The organism is Magnetovibrio sp. PR-2 (assembly GCF_036689815.1).
Taxonomy (GTDB): Bacteria; Pseudomonadota; Alphaproteobacteria; order Rhodospirillales; family Magnetovibrionaceae; genus Magnetovibrio.
Window position 1 is genome coordinate 1 of the sequence record NZ_JBAHUR010000008.1, and the last position, 17621, is coordinate 17621.

At 52.6% G+C, this 17621-nt stretch carries 15 protein-coding genes; all 15 read right to left on the reverse strand.

Features of this window, described 5'->3' with window-relative positions:
- Nucleotides 1–6 precede the first annotated feature (6 nt).
- Complete coding sequence (locus tag V5T82_RS18230) at nt 7–186, reverse strand: glycine zipper domain-containing protein (RefSeq protein WP_442917622.1); 180 nt, start codon at nt 184–186, stop codon at nt 7–9.
- Between the two features lie 498 nt (nt 187–684).
- Complete coding sequence (locus tag V5T82_RS10875; RefSeq protein WP_332895662.1) at nt 685–2220, reverse strand: hypothetical protein; 1536 nt, start codon at nt 2218–2220, stop codon at nt 685–687.
- A 406-nt stretch (nt 2221–2626) separates the two neighbouring features.
- Entirely contained in the window at nt 2627–3025 is a 399-nt protein-coding gene (locus tag V5T82_RS10880; RefSeq protein WP_332895663.1) for a hypothetical protein, read from the reverse strand.
- Nucleotides 3026–3028: 3 nt separating this feature from the next.
- Nucleotides 3029–4735, reverse strand: coding sequence for a hypothetical protein (locus V5T82_RS10885; protein ID WP_332895664.1), 1707 nt, complete (start codon nt 4733–4735; stop codon nt 3029–3031).
- 298 nt (nt 4736–5033) lie between these two features.
- Nucleotides 5034–5213, reverse strand: coding sequence for a glycine zipper domain-containing protein (locus V5T82_RS18235; RefSeq protein ID WP_442917622.1), 180 nt, complete (start codon nt 5211–5213; stop codon nt 5034–5036).
- Nucleotides 5214–5410: 197 nt separating this feature from the next.
- Nucleotides 5411–5719: a hypothetical protein gene (locus tag V5T82_RS10890; protein WP_332895665.1), complete on the reverse strand. Its 309-nt coding sequence runs from the start codon at nt 5717–5719 to the stop codon at nt 5411–5413.
- Between the two features lie 94 nt (nt 5720–5813).
- Nucleotides 5814–7445: a hypothetical protein gene (locus tag V5T82_RS10895; RefSeq protein ID WP_332895666.1), complete on the reverse strand. Its 1632-nt coding sequence runs from the start codon at nt 7443–7445 to the stop codon at nt 5814–5816.
- Nucleotides 7446–8142: 697 nt separating this feature from the next.
- Nucleotides 8143–10008 (reverse strand): peptidoglycan-binding domain-containing protein, encoded by a 1866-nt coding sequence (locus tag V5T82_RS10900; protein ID WP_332895667.1) that lies wholly within the window; start codon nt 10006–10008, stop codon nt 8143–8145.
- A 4-nt stretch (nt 10009–10012) separates the two neighbouring features.
- Complete coding sequence (locus V5T82_RS10905; protein ID WP_332895668.1) at nt 10013–10393, reverse strand: 3TM-type holin; 381 nt, start codon at nt 10391–10393, stop codon at nt 10013–10015.
- An 11-nt stretch (nt 10394–10404) separates the two neighbouring features.
- Nucleotides 10405–10851, reverse strand: a complete 447-nt coding sequence (locus tag V5T82_RS10910) for a cell wall hydrolase (protein WP_332895669.1) — start codon at nt 10849–10851, stop codon at nt 10405–10407.
- Entirely contained in the window at nt 10848–11162 is a 315-nt protein-coding gene (locus V5T82_RS10915) for a hypothetical protein (RefSeq protein WP_332895670.1), read from the reverse strand. The genes V5T82_RS10910 and V5T82_RS10915 overlap by 4 nt, the downstream gene beginning before the upstream one ends.
- 83 nt (nt 11163–11245) lie before the next feature.
- Complete coding sequence (gene terL / locus V5T82_RS10920; RefSeq protein WP_332895671.1) at nt 11246–12742, reverse strand: phage terminase large subunit; 1497 nt, start codon at nt 12740–12742, stop codon at nt 11246–11248.
- 50 nt (nt 12743–12792) lie between these two features.
- Nucleotides 12793–15807 carry a DUF7483 domain-containing protein gene (locus tag V5T82_RS10925; RefSeq protein WP_332895672.1) on the reverse strand — a complete coding sequence of 1005 codons (3015 nt, stop codon included), beginning with the start codon at nt 15805–15807 and terminating at the stop codon, nt 12793–12795.
- Nucleotides 15807–17141 carry a hypothetical protein gene (locus V5T82_RS10930; protein ID WP_332895673.1) on the reverse strand — a complete coding sequence of 445 codons (1335 nt, stop codon included), beginning with the start codon at nt 17139–17141 and terminating at the stop codon, nt 15807–15809. Before V5T82_RS10930 ends, V5T82_RS10925 begins: the two co-directional genes overlap by 1 nt.
- A gap of 29 nt (nt 17142–17170) precedes the next feature.
- A complete protein-coding gene (locus tag V5T82_RS10935; protein WP_332895674.1) occupies nt 17171–17602 on the reverse strand; it encodes a hypothetical protein in 432 nt (143 codons plus the stop codon).
- Nucleotides 17603–17621 lie beyond the last annotated feature (19 nt).

Below are 17621 nucleotides of genomic sequence, written 5' to 3' on the forward strand. Positions count from 1 at the left end.
GAGCCTTTAACTTAGAATAACAGGGCCACCAACTTTTTCGCTGATCTTGCGCGAGGCATAATCGCCAACATATTTCCCCGCAAGACTGCCCACCGCCGACCCGGCAACGGGACCGAAGAAACTGCCCGCCATGGCGCCGAGAGCGGACCCGATGAAAAACTCCGTAAGTCCCGTTTCAGGGTTGATGGAGCCGCCGTCGGTGACGCGGCCAGGTCATGTACAAAATCAATTTACTCTGACCCCATTGACTGCTTATCCCATTTTTTCTCATTTCACTTAAGTCACTGAATTAATGGTCGGGTCAATAAACAGCCCAACGAGGAAGAGAACTAAAGCAAGCAGGAAAAACCCAAAAGAATACAGACCAGACATCCAATGACGTAGAATAAGTTGGAACAGTGAATTGCCTAACGACAGCAGGCCAGCGACGGACAAAACCAATACACATACGAACTCAACACCCCAAAGGCATAGAGGACAGTCACTCAATACGGCTCTCTGAACTGTCGCTGACACAATGAGAATCCCACCACAACCAATAAGAACCCTCAATAGGAAAATTTGATACGTAGTTAGTTTACTCATCATCGATATCATTTACCTTCATGAGAAAGGCTTTGCAGAACTGTTTCCAACCATAGGCTGTACTAATGTAAGTTTCAAGCTTCCTCGCGTGGTCACATCTTATTCTAGGAGATTTATATTCCAATCTCGCAATTTGTACTGCAAATATTGTTGAGCACCGGAAACTCCTCCACGCTCAGACCCACCTATCCCCCAGGGAAGCATATCTGTCGCCGCATGTCCTGCACCAGATGTTGCCCACTTAGCCCAACCCCAAAGATCAGAATCGTCTGTGGGTTTCAGTTCTTGGTGAACGTAGTTATACGTCCCTTTGTGCCGAGGATCGGTCACAACTTCCCCTGTGTCGCCATCGAAAACAACTTCGCGACCATCTGGATGAGCATACTTCCTCTCACGTTTTCCAACACCGTTTTGATGCAGGTTATCCATACCTTCAGGATAAAGGATAAATCCACTGTTCTTCGCATTTAATTCCGAATTTGGTAAAGGATGGTTCAGCTTGTCCCGGTCCTCAAAATGCCAACGAGAAGCTTTATGAAATAATCCCTCATCATCCTGGAATGGGCGTTTCCCATGACGCGCGGTCTTGCGTTCTTGTGCATTTAAGGTGCGCCCTTTTTTGGGTGCAGACGATGCGCTAGCATTGTGGGTGTGCAACTTGTTTTGGTACTTGTCCTGAGCCGCGCGGAACGTGTCTTGGGTGTCTTTCGGCTTATTCAAATGCGCCTTTGGTCCCGACCAGACTTCTTGAACGCGGGGCTCGGGTTTTGCTCCACTGAGCTCCATGGTTGGGGCGTGCTTGGTGTTTTGGGAACGGGTGACATGTGGGCGGGGGGTGTTTGAAATCTCCTTTGTTTGGGCTTTGGGGGCTTTGGGGCCGGCCCAGACTTCTTGCACGCGCGACGGTTTGTTTGCTGCCGCTTGGGCAGACTTCACACGTTGACGCGTGGCGTCGGAGAAGGTGGAGATCTGTCGCTTTGGTTTCGGTTGTTTGAGCGGTTTAAAATCGTTGACGCGCAGGTATCTGCCCGACAACGGGTCTTGCATGGGACCCTCCGGGCCTTGCAACACCGGGTTGGTTTTGGATTTGGGAACCTTGGGTGCCAGCGATGCGTTGCTGAGGGAGGACGTTTGACGCGGTGTGCCCAACGCGTTGTTGGGTTGCGTGCGCTTTGGCGTGCTCCGGCCAGCGCCACCAGCGGCTTGGCCGTTAAAGCCCGGCGTGCCAAACGACGTCGTGTCCTTCGTCGCAAATTGATCCGAAAGTGCGCCGCTGATGCCTCCGGTTTGGCCGCTTGTTTTCGGGCCCATGGCGTCGATGGTGTCGGACAGGCCGCTTTGCAAAGACGAGCCCAAAGCATTGCCTAAGGTGGAGCCCAACGGCCCGCCAATGGTGTCACTGACTTTTCCAGCTGCGTAGTTGCCCACCGCCCCGGTAAAGGCGTTTTTCAAGCCGCCGCTGATGTCGGTGTAGGACCCGTTGCCCAAAAACCCACCAACGGTGCCACCGAGGATTTGACCCACGGGACCGCCGACCTTCTTGCTGATTTTCTGTGCGGCGTAGTTGCCGATCATCTGTCCGCCAACATTGCCGACAAAAGAGCCAACCCCTGGGCCCATAAAGCTAGTGGCCATGGCACCTAACGCCGAGCCAATGAAGAATTCCGGCAGACCGGTTTCGGGATTGATGGAGCCGCCGTCTGTGACGCGGACAGGTCATATGCAAAATCAATTGACTCTGACCCCAATGAACTAAAGAAGCCACCAACCGTGCCGCCGAGGATTTGCCCCACGGGACCGCCAACTTTTTCGCTGATCTTGCGCGAGGCGTAATCGCCGACGTATTTCCCCGCAAGACTACCCACCGCCGACCCGGCAACAGGGCCGAAGAAACTGCCCGCCATGGCGCCGAGAGCGGAGCCGATGAAAAATTCCGGCAGACCCGTTTCAGGATTGATGGAGCCGCCGTCGGTGACACGGCTGGGTCACATAAAAAATCAGTTTACTCTGACCCCGGTGCCCGCCAAATATGCAGTTGCGGTCACTGTAATGTTCTAATCTGAGGTTCAGGCAAATCTTCAGCACTCGGTCTATTGCAATCCGTTTGACCGCATAGTTCAATATTATAAAAGCTGTCGATCATCTTCAGGTCTTGCACGGCAGTGAAGCAGATCATGCCCAACACGAACATCAGAGCAGGCTTATGCCAGCTTCTCAATAGGGCGCGGGAAATGCCAAATAGAATAGCGCTCGCAACCAAAGCCAAACAAGTAAACAAAACAGAATACTGGATATCAACGTCGGTTCCCATGCCATCCCGAACGCCATCATACGCCAACATAAAAATAACCTCATGCGCTTTACCAAGCCATGGCAAGGCGGCTGCATACGCAGCCCCCTTGCCAATGACTGTTCGGATATCGTTCCGACGATCAATCATAAGTTACCTCAACCCCCATTCTGCAAACTTTGATGATAGCGCACGACGACGTTGTTTGCCAACATCATCATCTCCAGAATAGTAAAAGTGACCAATCTTTCTATCTGTTTCCGACGTGTAATGTTGATTAGCCAAAACTGGCACTGACATCATCACATCTACATCAGACATCCCAGCCTTAATCGGATCGTTTTGATCTTTTAGGTCGACGACTCTGACGGACTTAATGTTCGGGTGGTTTTGCAGCTTTTCCAGGAAGCCCTTTTCAACCGGGGTTCCCATTAACACGAGGTTATCGACTGTCCCACCTTCATCTGCATAGTCGATTGCGGCTTGTGCTGCCTTAAGTCCACCGTAAGAGTAACCAACCAAGTTAAATTGATCGCCCTGTTCACCAAACCCGCTAAAATCACTGGCGGCTCTGTCGCGACTGTTTCTGAACGGTACAGCTGCGGCATCAGCAAACATATTTCCGTTGGACCATTTGTCTGGGTCAGCTGCGCGAACGTTTTTCAGTCCAGCTTCTTCCATAGCGTGAACCATATCTTCAATGTACCCCCCTTCCATGCCTGCACCGCCAAAGAAAGTTGTGCCTTTGAGGGTTCGGCCATCCAAACCGGTGTGCACAGGTTTGCCGTGTCGAACGGACTTGCGTTGTTTCTGCGTCAACGTCCGGCCAGACTTCGGCTCTGCCTCTGGTGCAGGCGATGCGCTAGCATTGTGGGTGTGCAACTTGTTTTGGTATTTGTCTTGAGCCGCGCGGAACATGTCTTGGGTGTCTTTCGGCTTATTCAGGTGCGCCTTTGGTCCCGACCAGACTTCTTGAACGCGGGGCTCGGCTTTTGGGGTTTTGAGCTCCATGGTCTGGGCGTACTTGGTGTTTTGGGTGCGGTAGACATGTGGGCGGGGGGTGTTTGAAATCTCCTTTGTTTGAGCTTTGGGGGCTTTGGGGCCCGACCAGACTTCTTGCACGCGCGACGGTTTGGTTGCAGCCGCTTGGGCAGACTTCACACGTTGGCGCGTGGCGTCGGAGAAGGTGGAGATCTGTCGCTTTGGTTTCAGTTGTTTAAGCGGCTTAAAATCGTTGACGCGCAGGTATCTGCCCGTCAACGGGTCTTGCATGGGACCCTCCGGGCCTTGCAACACCGGGTTGGTTTTGGATTTGGGAACCTTGGGTGCCAGCGATGCGTTGCTGAGGGAAGACGTTTGTCGCGGTGTGCCCAACGCGTTGTTGGGTTGTGTGCGCTTTGGCGTGCTCCGGCCAGCGCCACCATCGGCTTGGCCGTTAAAGCCCGGTGTGCGAAACGACGTCGTGTCCTTCGTCGCAAATTGATCCGAAAGTGCGCCGCTGATGCCTCCGGTTTGGCCGCTTGTTTGCGGCCCCATGGCGTCAATGGTGTCGGACAGGCCGCTTTGCAAAGACGAGCCCAAAGCATTGCCTAAGGTGGAGCCCAACGGCCCGCCAATGGTGTCACTGACTTTTCCAGCTGCGTAATTCCCCACCGCCCCGGTGAAGGCATTTTTCAAGCCGCCGCTGATGTCGGTGTAGGACCCGTTGCCCAAGAAACCACCAACCGTGCCGCCGAGGATTTGCCCCACGGGACCACCAACTTTTTCGCTGATCTTGCGCGAGGCATAATCGCCCACATATTTCCCCGCAAGACTGCCCACCGCCGACCCGGCAACGGGACCGAAGAAACTTCCGGCCATGGCGCCGAGAGCGGAGCCAATGAAGAATTCCGGCAATCCCGTTTCAGGATTGATGGAGCCGCCGTCAGTGACGCGGACAGGTCATATGCAAAATCAATTTACTCTGACCCCAATGACCACGCGGCACACACATCCCGACAGCGGCGAAAGAAGTGCTAGACTGCATCAAGGCCGCTCGCCCAACGGCTTAAAGCTGAAGCACAACGCAAAAAGAAAACGGCGCTCCGATTTGGAGCGCCGTTTTTGTCAAGGGGTCCCTATCGGATCGCACCCGCCATCCCTCGCTGCTAAGGAGCCTTTAACTTAGAATAACAGGGCCACCAACTTTTTCACTGATCTTGCGCGAGGCATAATCGCCGACATATTTCCCCGCAAGACTACCCACCGCCGACCCGGCAACGGGGCCGAAGAAACTGCCCGCCATGGCGCCGAGAGCGGACCCGATGAAAAACTCCGTAAGTCCCGTTTCAGGGTTGATGGAGCCGCCGTCGGTGACGCGGCCAGGTCATGTACAAAATCAATTTACTCTGACCCCATTGACTGCTCAAATAAGAACTTCTGAAATATAGTGAACCGTCTTAACACTAATCTCTGTCCTCTATTGAAGAAGTCGTTCCGTATAAAATCAAATTACTCTGACTCTAATGATACAATACCGCAAAACCGACGGTACCCCTAGGTAGCAAAAGGAATTGTCGGATCGATAATGAGTCCAGTAACGAACATCATAACAGCAAGGACAAAAATTCCGGCTGAATAAAGGCTCAACACCCAGTGACGATAAACTAGCTGAACCAAAAGATTCCCAAACGTCAGCAAAGCCACTGGGGGCAAAGATATCATCAACAAAAACTCAATGAGCCAAATATTACTTTGCATACCACTCATAATTGTTCGCTCAATTATTGCAGAAGCAATAAATAGTCCACCAAATCCAACAGTGACGGCAAACAAAAAAAATTGAAACTTGCTGAGCTTACTCATCAGTGAATAATCTCCATGGCTTTCACAGCTGGCGACAGATACACCATAGGCTGTGGAAAATGACAATGCAATCACTACAACTTATGGGGATAACTCACCTAAGGTATATTATATCGAACCATGGGTAATTATCATTCAGCCAATGGCGTGCTCCAGAAACACCGTCGCGTGTAGTCCCATGTCGCACCCATGGCAGAACATCATAATATGCGTGACCGACCGTAGACTTAACATATTTACCCCAACCGACGAGGTCTAAGTCATCAACAGGGCGCTGCTCTTGATGAACATAGTTGTAAGTACCCTTGAACCTTGGATCGGTCACGACCTCTCCCGTATCACCATCAAACACAACTTCACGGCCGTCTGGATGGGTATACTTCTTCTCCCTTTTCCCAACTCCATTCTGGTGAAACTTATCTTGACCTTCTGGAGAGAGAGCAAAACCACTATTCACCGCCGACTCTTCTGTTTTTGGTAAACGCTTGTTCAGCTCTTCTCGCCCTTCAAAATGTTCGTAGGTGTCTTTAATATGTTGCGCATGGTCGTCAAAGATTGGGCGATCGCCTTTACGAGCGATACTCCGTTCTTTCGATGACATATAGCCTGTGTTCTTTACTTCCGGCTTTGACAATAGATTGTATTTGTCCCCATGACGCGCACGCTTGCGTTCCGGATCGCTTAAGGTCCGTCCCTTTTTTGGCGCAGGCGATGCGCTGGCATTGTGAGTGTGCAACTTGTTTTGATATTTGTCCTGCGCGGCGCGGAACGTGTCTTGGGTATCTTTCGGCTTATTCAGGTGTGCCCTTGGACCCGACCAGACTTCTTGAACACGGGGCTCGGCTTTTGCTCCACTGAGCTCCATGGTTTGGGCGTGCTTGGTGTTTTGGGTGCGGGTGATGTGTGGGCGGGTGATGTGTGAGGGGGGGGTTGAAATCTCCTTTGTTTGGGCTTTGGGGGCTTTGGGGCCGGACCAGACTTCTTGCACGCGCGACGGTTTGGTTGCAGCCGCTTGGGCAGAGTTCACACGTTGGCGCGTGGCGTCGGAGAAGGTGGAGATCTGTCGCTTTGGCTTCGGTTGTTTGAGCGGCTTAAAATCGTTGACGCGCAGGTATCTGCCCGTCAACGGGTCTTGCATGGGACCCTCCGGGCCTTGCAACACCGGGTTGGTTTTGGATTTGGGAACCTTGGGTGCCAGCGAGGCGTTGCTGAGGGAGGACGTTTGACGCGGTGTGCCCAACGCGTTGTTGGGTTGCGTGCGCTTTGGCGTGCTCCGGCCAGCGCCACCAGCGGCTTGGCCGTTGATGCCCGGTGTGCGAAACGACGTCGTGTCCTTGGTCGCAAATTGATCCGAAAGTGCGCCGCTGATGCCTCCGGTTTGCCCGCTTGTTTTCGGGCCCATGGCGTCGATGGTGTCGGACAGGCCGCTTTGCAACGACGAGCCCAAAGCATTTCCTAAGGTCGAGCCCAACGGCCCGCCAATGGTGTCACTGACTTTTCCAGCTGCGTAGTTGCCCACCGCCCCGGTAAAGGCGTTTTTCAAGCCGCCGCTGATGTCGGTGTAGGACCCGTTGCCCAAGAAGCCACCAACCGTGCCGCCGAGGATTTTCCCCACGGGGCCACCGACCTTCTTGCTGATTTTCTGTGCGGCGTAGTTGCCGATCATCTGTCCGCCAACATTGCCGACAAAAGAGCCCACCCCCGGGACCAAAAAGCTGGTGGCCATGGCCCCCAGCGCCGAGCCGATGAAGAATTCCGGCAGGCCGGTGTCTGGGTTGATGGAGCCGCCGTCGGTGACGCGGACAGGCCATATTAAAAATCAATTTACTCTGACCCCATTTAGCACCCTAAAATCAATTTACTCTGACCCCATTTAGCACCCACATACGAACTCAACACCCCAAAGGCATAGAGGACAGTCACTCAATACGGCTCTCTGAACTGTCGCTGACACAATGAAAATCCCGCCACAACCAATAAGAACCCTTAATAGGAATATTTGATATCTAGTTAGCTTACCCATCATTGACTATTGACCATTTCTTACACAGTTGGAAATCCAATAACTGCTGACATGGTGAGTGTTACAAGAATGAGTAAAATTAGTAGAGAATTCTGCAGTGCCCTTTTCCAGTCTTTAACTAAGATCGACTTCAATATCCCGTATAGATTTAACAAGCCGACTAAAATAGGTGCGAAAACAATCACAACCAAGACGACACTTTGAAGAATGCTCGAAGATGGGCCATATCCAAGAACCCCATATCGATACAACACAACAAACGTTAGAAAACTAACGCATGCAATTGCTGTTACAAGCACATTTCTTTGCAATGTCATTGGTAACCTGTGTTATCCGAGGAGCCTTGAAATAGCCGCAATGGCCATAATCTAGATATATGGCAGTCATTGCGGCCAATCAATCATTTCTTTCTATGATTGCCTTGAAAAATTTTGTATGGGAACCAATCTGTGAACATGTGTCCAGCTCCATAAATAACCAAATCATCAAGATCGTCCACTTGCCAGTCATTGGGGTCAAACGGCGGTGCGGTTACGTAATTATATGAACCAGCGAGATCAGGATTTGTTATTAGCTTTCCAGTATCTCCATCATAAACAACTTCCCGACCGTCAGGGTGAGCATACTTCACCTCTGGCTTTCCAATACCATTTTGATGCTCCTCATTCTGCCAATCAGGATATTTAGCAAAGCCTGATTTCACAGCTTCCACTGCATTTTCGGGCAAGGGTGTGTTTCGCTTTTCACGACCCTCATAGTGCCACCTAGTGGCATCTCTGAACAGTTCATTCTCATTTAGCCTTTCCAACATACTCTTATCTGACTTAACACCATGACGCGCACGCTTGCGTTCCGGATCGCTTAAGGTGCGTCCCTTTTGGGGTGCAGGCGATGCGCTGGCATTGTTGGTGTGCAACTTGTTTTGGTATTTGTCCTGCTCGGCGCGGATCGTGTCTTGGGTGTCTTTCGGCTTATTCAGATGCGCCTTTGGTCCCGACCAGACTTCTTGTACACGGGGCTCGGCTTTTGGGGCTTTGAGCTCCATGGTTTGGGCGTGCTTGGTGTTTTGGGTGCGGTAGACATGTGGGCGGGGGGTGTTTGAAATCTCCTTTGTTTGAGCTTTGGGGCCCGACCAGACTTCTTGCACGCGCGACGGTTTGGTTGCAGCCGCTTGGGCAGACTTCACACGTTGGCGCGTGGCGTCGGAGAAGGTGGAGATCTGTCGCTTTGGTTTCGGTTGTTTGATCGGCTTAAAATCGTTGACGCGCAGGTATCTGCCCGTCAACGGGTCTTGCATGGGACCCTCCGGGCCTTGCAACACCGGGTTGGTTTTGGATTTGGGAACCTTGGGTGCCAGCGATGCGTTGCTGAGGGAGGACGTTTGACGCGGTGTGCCCAACGCGTTGTTGGGTTGCGTGCGCTTTGGCGTGCTCCGGCCAACGCCACCATCGGCTTGGCCGTTGATGCCGGGTGTGCCAAACGACGTCGTGTCCTTGGTCGCAAATTGATCCGAAAGTGCGCCGCTGATGCCTCCGGTTTTCCCGCTTGTTTTCGGGCCCATGGCGTCGATGGTGTCGGACAAGCCGCTTTGCAAAGAAGAGCCCAAAGCATTGCCTAAGGTCGAGCCCAACGGCCCGCCTATGGTGTCACAGACTTTTCCAGCTGCGTAATTCCCCACCGCCCCGGTGAAGGCATTTTTCAAGCCGCCGCTGATGTCGGTGTAGGACCCGTTGCCCAAGAAACCACCAACCGTGCCGCCGAGGATTTGCCCCACGGGGCCACCAACTTTTTCGCTGATCTTGCGCGCGGCATAATCGCCGACATATTTCCCCGCTAGACTACCCACAGCCGACCCGGCAACAGGGCCGAAAAAACTGCCGGCCATGGCGCCGAGAGCAGAGCCGATGAAGAATTCCGGCAGACCCGTTTCAGGATTGATGGAGCCGCCGTCGGTGACGCGGTGAAGAAGCTCGGCCTCTGCAGGGGTGATGTGGGCCAATATGGTGTCGCCGTTGCGGCCCTTGTATTGCAGGTGCTGGGCCATGGCTTTAACGGTTTCACCCTCAGCATTGATAACGCCGTCGACCTTTAGGCCTTGTTTGGATTGAAAGTCTTTGATGGCGTCAAACAAGTCGCGGTCGGGGTATTCGCTGATGCCCCAGTCGGGCGCTTCATAGTGGCCCAGCTGGCGCAAGAGGAGTTTCGCCGCGACGACGTCTTGCGGATTTGCGTGTGCGTTTGGAGATAGTTTTGGGCTATGGGTCATGGAATTACTCCTTCCAAGCTTTGAGGGATTTTTCTGCGGTGCGGCCGACGACGTAGCCGCCGACGCCGAGTTTTAAGAGATCCCACATGTCCGGTGGGATCTCAGCGGCCGGTGTGCCGAAGATCGGCACCAGCATGTAGTTGTTGGCGATGATGGTGCCGAACAGCACCATCAACAGCGGCCGCCAGTTGCGTTGCAGCCAGCTTTCGCCTTGGGCTTCGGCAACGATGATGGACGCTGCGGCCTCCAACTCTTTCATGGAGCCGCTGAGCACTTGTTCGTTTAACCGCGCTTTGATTTGCGCGGCCATGTCTTTGTCCTCGACCGCTTTATCGACGACGCCCAGAAGGCTGGTGACCAACGGGCCAATGAGGGCGGGCAGCATGGGGCTCTCCTTTATTCAATGTCGTTGTAAAACAGGTGATGGCCCACCTCGGCGCATGCGGGGCGGCCTTTGGACCACGGCGGACTGATTGAGGCCGTGTGGTAATGGGTGGCCCCCTGGGTCATGTCTTCGATGGCACCGGAAAGGGCGCGCCTTGCGATGCGCAAGCAGGTGTCGAACACCCGGTGGCCGGGCTCGATGGCTAGGATCTTTTTCCGGTTCGGATCGTTTTCATTCCAACAGCTGAATTGCCACGGCTTTTTGCACACCTCTTCGACCGAGTTGCCCCACCAGTAGCTGCCGCGAGCGGTGGCGCGTTTGACCCGGTTCATGACGACACAGGCCACGGCTTCTTTGCCGCGCACGGTTTCGCCGCGTGCTTCGCCGTAGATGGTGCGTGCCAAGGTGTCGACGGCTTGGTTGCGCTGGTCTTCTTGCGAGTTTTGAGCATGCGTCATTTTGCCCCCCCTGCCCGGTCCGTGCGGGCAATGTCGAGTTTTTCTTCGATGCGGATGAGATGATCGGTGAGGCGTTCTTCAACGTCGCGCAGATAAGAGATCGAGGCGTAATTTTTCGCCACATCCAATTTGTATGCATCGAGCTTTTCGCGCATGTGGGCGAGTCCGACTTCGGCGGAATGGCGCACGTCATCTATTTGATCGTGGGCTGTGCGCCAACTGCGCCAGCCGAGCCAAAACAATCCAGCCAAGACGGGAAGTTCAACGGCTGTAATCCACCAGACGAGATCCAGCCCCTGTTCATTTTGCATAAGCTTGTCCTTTGGTTCAGGAGTTTCAATAAAAAAGCCCTCCCGGGATTGGGAGGGCTTGGGTTTGCAAGTGATGCGTTGGTTTAAATGTCGAATTGCGTTTTCGCCGAAAACGCACCGCCACCACCCGACCAGTTGGGCCGTTTGCTTTTGACCAAAGCTTGTGGGTTTCGGGGCAGGCGCACCGGCTCGGTGAGCAAGCAGCCGGCAACGGCGTCTAAGCCGTCGTCATGCCCCTTGCCCTTTGGCCGCCATTCGCGCATTTCTGTGATGAACGGTGTGGCTTGCACATCTTCGTGCACATGAATGCGACCGGCGGCCAAGGGGGCGTCGAACGCTTCCAAAATGCGTTTGTCTTTGGAGACCGTAGAGTACTGTTCCACAACCGCGCAATTCACATCACGGTTTTCCAATTCGCGCCGAAGCAAACTGGGCAAAAACTTACCGATGCCATTTGTTTCCAAACACAACGACGGCAAGTGCAATCCATCCACGAAGTCCGCCGCTTGGTGGCAAAGCTGTTCAGCTTCAGAGACGTCCTCGACCAACTTGGGATCGTGGCTCATATACTGAACACGGTGCAGCCAATAGCGGCCATCGTCGGATGTAAACACACACGCGATGACGGAACTGTCGCCGCGCTCAGGTGAGCCGAAACTGGGATCCCACCAAGCCGTTGCAGATACGAGTTTGTGTTTGTCTAAACTCAATACAGCTTCACCATTTTGTTCGCTGTATTTCAGATCATAGCGATAAGGCTTGAGCAGGTCCGCATCCAATCGCCCTTCGGAAACGTCAACGGCTTGCAAAAGCATTTGCGAACGAAACTTGTTCGGGCCCGAACGCCTGCGGATCGATTGTATCTTGCGTTTGGAAAACCGTTCTGGCCAGGTGGAGTTTCCAGCCTTGTCGTAGATCGGTATTTCCAACCGTTTAAAACCGTCCAGATACGGCGCGTCTTCACCAGTGTCTTTACGTGGGGTCTTGGCGTAGATGGTGTAAAAGGTGTGCGGTGTGCCTACATAAAGCTGTAGGCCACCCGGCACCAACACGTAATCGATTTCGTCCAAGCGTTCACGCAAGTCTTCGCGCTTTTGCGCCGTATCTGAGGTATTGGGCACCTCCACGTCGTCACAGATCACAATGTCGGCGCGTGACCCGGTCAGGTTGGTGGTTATACCCTTGGCGAGCATGGACGGATCGCGCAGTTCACTATCTCTGTTGATGGTGAACTGATCCGATGCCCATTGATCCCGGCTTTTAGGTTTGAGCCCTGCACACGCAGGATGGCGTTCTATAATGCGTTTGACGTTGCGCGTCATTTTTCGCGCCAACGACAAGTCCGCAGCCAACACCATAATGCGCAAGCTTGGGTTCGTGGCCAAAAGCCAGGCACAAAAAAGGCCGACCAAAGTCGACTTTCCTGAGTTTCGAAACGCCATCAAGAGCAACTCTCGATCCGTCCCTTCCCAGCTGCTTTCCAGCCAGCTGGTGATGTCTTTGTGGTGGTTGGGTGTGTTGAGATTCTGGTCCTTGTTCCAGGTTTCGACAAAAGAAGCGAAATCCGGTTTTTCTTCCATCAATCGTTCTCCTCCATGTGTTCTGAGGGAATGTGTGTTGTGAGCGAAACTTATCGACCCGTGTTTTCTGTTGAGCCATTGGGTTGAACGAAGGCGAGGTAGATATACGTATTTGAGGATGAACTGTTGTTACCCCCGTCGATATTGCGGAGTTTACGCCCGTTGGATACGTAATCACTGCCCGTCCAAGACGTCGCCTCAGCGTTACTAAGGTGGGCGTACAGAAGACGATGAGAGGGGTTGTATGGTGAACGAACAGTGTCTTCCATATACCAACCATTGCCAGACAAGTTCTTCGTAAGTGTCCACACAGGCTGCCCCTCCATATTCACAAAGGGACCATCTGTTGAGCCATTACCAGTATAGGAGCCAATTTTGCACAGGTCGGTTTCCCAAAACACGATGATAAGGTGGTTGTTTGTATTGGCGTTTACATTTGCGCCAGAACCTAAAGTGATAACTGAACTTGTTGGCACAGTATTGTTCATCAACGCCCCACCATCAGAAGCGGCGGCGGCAGTTGTGTTTAGTTGCAAATACTGGCTCGCGCCAATGACATTATGCCACGCTTCCCAACCACCAGCCGATGAACGGTTCTTCCAAGTGATAAACTTTGGAGCCGTGCCGTTAATCGTCGGCAAGCCAATCGTCTGACCAGCCGTTCCATTGCCTGTGTACGTCCCCACAGCCATGCCTAACGTGGCGTTGTATTTCCACGTTACGGTGATATCGCCATCAGAGTTGGTTTCGTCACTTGGGAGGTTGGCGCACCATGCTGCATACGTGAAGGCATTCTCGTTCGAAGACCCATAACCACCGGATAAATCTAAATCTCCACCGTTAAAAGTTACACCTCCTGCAATCTCTGCATCTGTACGGTCAGTCGAAAGCCGAAGCAAATCACCACGAACACTGTCGACAATTTCATGACGCTCAGCACCATTGCGTTTCTTAATCCACGCGAAGTCTACTGCCGGTAAGCCACTGCTAATGGTTTGCGAACCACCGTTCCCTGTATAAAGAACCGTCTTAAAGTGCCCATCAATATTCAGCGTAGAGTTGTCGAGAAGGTCGTCTGTGGTGAGAGCGTTCGCACCGTCTTGTGCTGTGTACGCCCAATCGTCTTCTGAAAAGCTCCACGTGGCTGTGAAGCTCCCCGTGGACAGAGAGTTAACGGCATAAAACAGAACTGGCTCACCCACCCAATCACTGTTCGTGACGTTGAATGTGGCTGTCCCTTCGTTGTTCTTATAGATCTTGAGGTTACCGGTATCCGCGTTCCAAATCAGGTCAAGCATATCCCCAGTCGTGAACGTAAGTCCCCCTGAAATAGGAGATACCCAGTTAGCATACACCCCATCATACCCGCCGCCCATTTGCATCGAGTTGATGCCATAGTTCCAGCCACCCGTCTTGCCTAGGTCTTTTGCGCGCACAACACCAACGTAAGCGTTGCACCCTAAACCGTAACTATCGACGTAAACTTGTGCCTTCCATAAACCGGATGTCATTGACATTGTGCTAGCATTCATTACGTCATTGCCATTGGTGTGCTTTCGGTTACCCTTTGAAAGATAATTTGATGCACTCGGCACAAGGGAATTTAGCGTAGCAGCCGTATTCGTCGGAGTTGACGTGACTTGTGTCACCGTGCCGTTAAGTGCCCAGTGATTTCCGCTTACCGGGTTCTCATGCGGAACCGTCGGGACGCTAAAGTTGTCGGTATATACTGCACCGCCTTTGACGATCCGCAGGTCATCCATCCAACCATTACAAAAGTAGGCCGGTGTTCCTGCGTTGTCCGCACACCCTACCAGCAGAGGTTGGTTGGAATTGTAGATACTGATTCCGTTCAAAGCCGTGCTTGATGACCCGATCTCTGTGCCATCAATAAAACAACGCGAAACTCCGTTAGCATCGCGCGACACAGCAATGTGATACCACGTATCAATAGAAGGGCTCCATGGCCACGTCATCGCTGTACCGCTCGAACCGTCTGCCGTCCAGCCGAATCGAATACTATTTGCGCCCACGGTTTCATGCTGTAGATACCAGCCGCGTTGGTTACCACTGCTTGTCCATTTGTTCAGGAAGACAGAGTAATTCGGAATGGCATTAAAGCGGTACCAGAACTCGATGTTAAAGGCTTCAGATTGCAAATCGAGACTGACGTTATCTGGCACGGAAACATAATCGCCATTTCCGTCAAAGAGGCCAGATGCACCGCCAAATTTAGACTGAGCCGTATCTATTTGAGCGTTGCCGTAGGCGGTACAAGTGTGCCCGTTTAAGCTATCATCAGAATATGTGGTTGAACCATTGAAACCATCCATATGCATCAAGAGTGAAACACTGCGCCCCCAGTTCGCCCCTTGCGAAACGTCAAGGCCTAAATCTGCTGAATTAGAGAAATCGAGATAAAAACCATTTGTTCCATACGAAGCTGCGCCCTCATATTTCTTGGCGACCCAATTCCCATTTGATTTTGTTTTCCCGAATTCACTGGCAGGAACTTTCACACCATCGAAAAAGTGGACTTCTGCAAGGTAGCCATCGAGAAAACCCGTTGCGAGATACCCGAAACGTCCGATGTTATGTTCCCATGTATGATTGATTTCAGTGTCTACGTTTAAGCCAAGCGCTGTGCCAGTCGTAGCGTAATCGGTCCCCTCGACACCATTAATATAAACACCGGAGCGATCAGAAACTGAAGCCGCAGTCGTATCAACCCAATAGACAACGTGTGTCCAAGCGCCATTATCCCGAAATTCATTGGCAGCTTTTTGCCCATAGCCGACGTTTCCGTCGACGAATTCAAACTTGTTATCGTCGCCACGGTATTGAAAGTTCGAATATCCCGTTGATAGCCGTGATGACAAAATGACGTTCTGTGCATCGTTCTCACACTTGTAGACCCAAAATGACAAGGTGAACGTTTTGCGGTTAGTTGTCGTGACTGGTGTTCGGGATAAATACCCCGTGCTGCCATCAAAGAGCGCAGCGTATTGAATACCGTATTCCTTCAGCCGTGCCGTGATCAAAGATTGTGTCAGTATAACGCCCATTAGCTGAGTTTCCCTGCCAAGGTAAACCGTGCGCCGCTTCCGGCGGTGATTGACCCCACTTGTGTGCATTTGAAAGTTAAGCGATCACCTGCGGAAATCGCCGTTGTGGAAAGTATGCCCGCCGTTCCAGCGTTCGCCGCTGCAGCGACTTGTGGCTTCGTGGCATAGACCGATACCCCGTTCTTTTCGATATCAAAAATCGCCGCCGTGCCTGTCGGCGCAGTATCGATGTAGATCTGCTCACCAGTCAGGGTAAATCCGCGCGGGGAAACCAGCTCACCATAAGTCTGGACGGAAACCGGTTCGGCGGTCATAGTGCCATCAAATCCAGCTATAAACGCCACGTCGTAAGGGCGTGCGTTATCGTGCAGGTCAGATACACCAATCGGAGACGTCACCCCGACACCAGCGGCGTACCAAGTATCCGGGCTCGGCGTGGTGTCCGCCGTAAGAACGCTTTGACCGTGAGGACTGGAAAACTGCCATACAGTTCCGCCATTGATGGTATCCGTCCCAGAGCGCGTCGCGATCACGGCATTGTTGTCCGCCGACGTTTTACCCAGCGCAATGCGAAACCCATCCGTCACATCCGTACCTGGCGGCAAGGTCACGGTGACATCGCCGGCCGAGGTGTCGATGAGAAACTGCTTGCCATCGTCGGTGCTGGACACACTAAAGTCGGCGTTCTTGCTTTCATTGGATGCGTACATATTCGACGCAGCTGCCGTTTGCGCCGCGACGGCTGCGTTCTGAGCAGAAGTTGCACTACTCGCGGCGTTCGTTTCTGATCCCGCAGAAGCCGTCGCCGACGCTGAAGCATTCTCACTATAGGATTGTGCATTTTGGATTTCGGTAACACTCGGTCCATTTGAAACACCATCGCCTGCTGAATTCCAAACCAATGCTGTGTTTGCTGTGGGTGTTGGCAAGACCACATCAACTTGAGACGTTTCTGTAATCGCCATTTGAAGCGAACGGCTGTTGTCATCGCCGACCTGTTGCACGTAGGCGGTCAGGTGGTCTAACTCGTCGTTGAGAACTTTGGCCCGCAACTCCCCAGATTCCAAAAAGTCCGCTGTGCGTTTGAACGCCATACGACGCGCCAAGGTGACAATCACAGAAGCGGCAGGTGCTGTGTCAAACGTTACGGAACCACCGGTGCTTTCGCCTGAACCTGAAATTGTAAAGCCCGACACGGTCAGACTGTCATCAAGATAGATTTCCAAGTCGGCGTCTTCGAAGATTGGGAACGGATATGTAAATTCCGTTTGCGTACCGTTAGCGACATACTGGGTACGTGGGGATACATCCCCAATTTTAATATGAGTTGGCATGTTGATGTCCTTTTAAGATTGAGTGGGACTTAACCCCAGCTTTGCAATGCAGCTAGGGTTGAATTTACAGTGTTGAGGTGATCCGCCTTTGTCGTTGTGGTCGGCGCAAGAGACTCTCGCGCATACCCCAGTTGTGAAAGGGCTGACGAATATTCTGCTCTGCGGTCATTCAGCTGATCACGTGATGTGGATTCCAAGCCTTCAAGGACGGCACCTGAAGACCCATCATCCGGGGCAACGCCGCCCGCTGCCATGCGAGCTCGATGACTAGCGGTTTGGCGTTTTAGACGGTCTTCCTCTTGACGCACCTCAGCATCGTGCTGGCGTTTGAGCGCGTTCGCCTGTGCTTGGGCTCGCTGTTCGTATTGTTGCTGAGCCTTTTTTTGGACTTTCTTTTGCTGCTGTGACTGTTGCATCATTGAGATAGCACTCATCGCCACCATGGTTTCTGTTCCACCCATAGGGATTCTCCTTTCAAAT

What these genes read in the sequence shown, in the direction of transcription:
- V5T82_RS10875 (WP_332895662.1), bottom strand. Translation starts at nt 2,220, where the DNA reads ATGGCCACTAGCTTTATGGGCCCAGGGGTTGGCTCTTTTGTCGGCAAT.
- V5T82_RS10880 (WP_332895663.1), bottom strand. Translation starts at nt 3,025, where the DNA reads ATGATTGATCGTCGGAACGATATCCGAACAGTCATTGGCAAGGGGGCT.
- V5T82_RS10885 (WP_332895664.1), bottom strand. Translation starts at nt 4,735, where the DNA reads ATGGCCGGAAGTTTCTTCGGTCCCGTTGCCGGGTCGGCGGTGGGCAGT.
- V5T82_RS10890 (WP_332895665.1), bottom strand. Translation starts at nt 5,719, where the DNA reads ATGAGTAAGCTCAGCAAGTTTCAATTTTTTTTGTTTGCCGTCACTGTT.
- V5T82_RS10895 (WP_332895666.1), bottom strand. Translation starts at nt 7,445, where the DNA reads ATGGCCACCAGCTTTTTGGTCCCGGGGGTGGGCTCTTTTGTCGGCAAT.
- V5T82_RS10900 (WP_332895667.1), bottom strand. Translation starts at nt 10,008, where the DNA reads ATGACCCATAGCCCAAAACTATCTCCAAACGCACACGCAAATCCGCAA.
- V5T82_RS10905 (WP_332895668.1), bottom strand. Translation starts at nt 10,393, where the DNA reads ATGCTGCCCGCCCTCATTGGCCCGTTGGTCACCAGCCTTCTGGGCGTC.
- V5T82_RS10910 (WP_332895669.1), bottom strand. Translation starts at nt 10,851, where the DNA reads ATGACGCATGCTCAAAACTCGCAAGAAGACCAGCGCAACCAAGCCGTC.
- V5T82_RS10915 (WP_332895670.1), bottom strand. Translation starts at nt 11,162, where the DNA reads ATGCAAAATGAACAGGGGCTGGATCTCGTCTGGTGGATTACAGCCGTT.
- terL (WP_332895671.1), bottom strand. Translation starts at nt 12,742, where the DNA reads ATGGAAGAAAAACCGGATTTCGCTTCTTTTGTCGAAACCTGGAACAAG.
- V5T82_RS10925 (WP_332895672.1), bottom strand. Translation starts at nt 15,807, where the DNA reads ATGGGCGTTATACTGACACAATCTTTGATCACGGCACGGCTGAAGGAA.
- V5T82_RS10930 (WP_332895673.1), bottom strand. Translation starts at nt 17,141, where the DNA reads ATGCCAACTCATATTAAAATTGGGGATGTATCCCCACGTACCCAGTAT.
- V5T82_RS10935 (WP_332895674.1), bottom strand. Translation starts at nt 17,602, where the DNA reads ATGGGTGGAACAGAAACCATGGTGGCGATGAGTGCTATCTCAATGATG.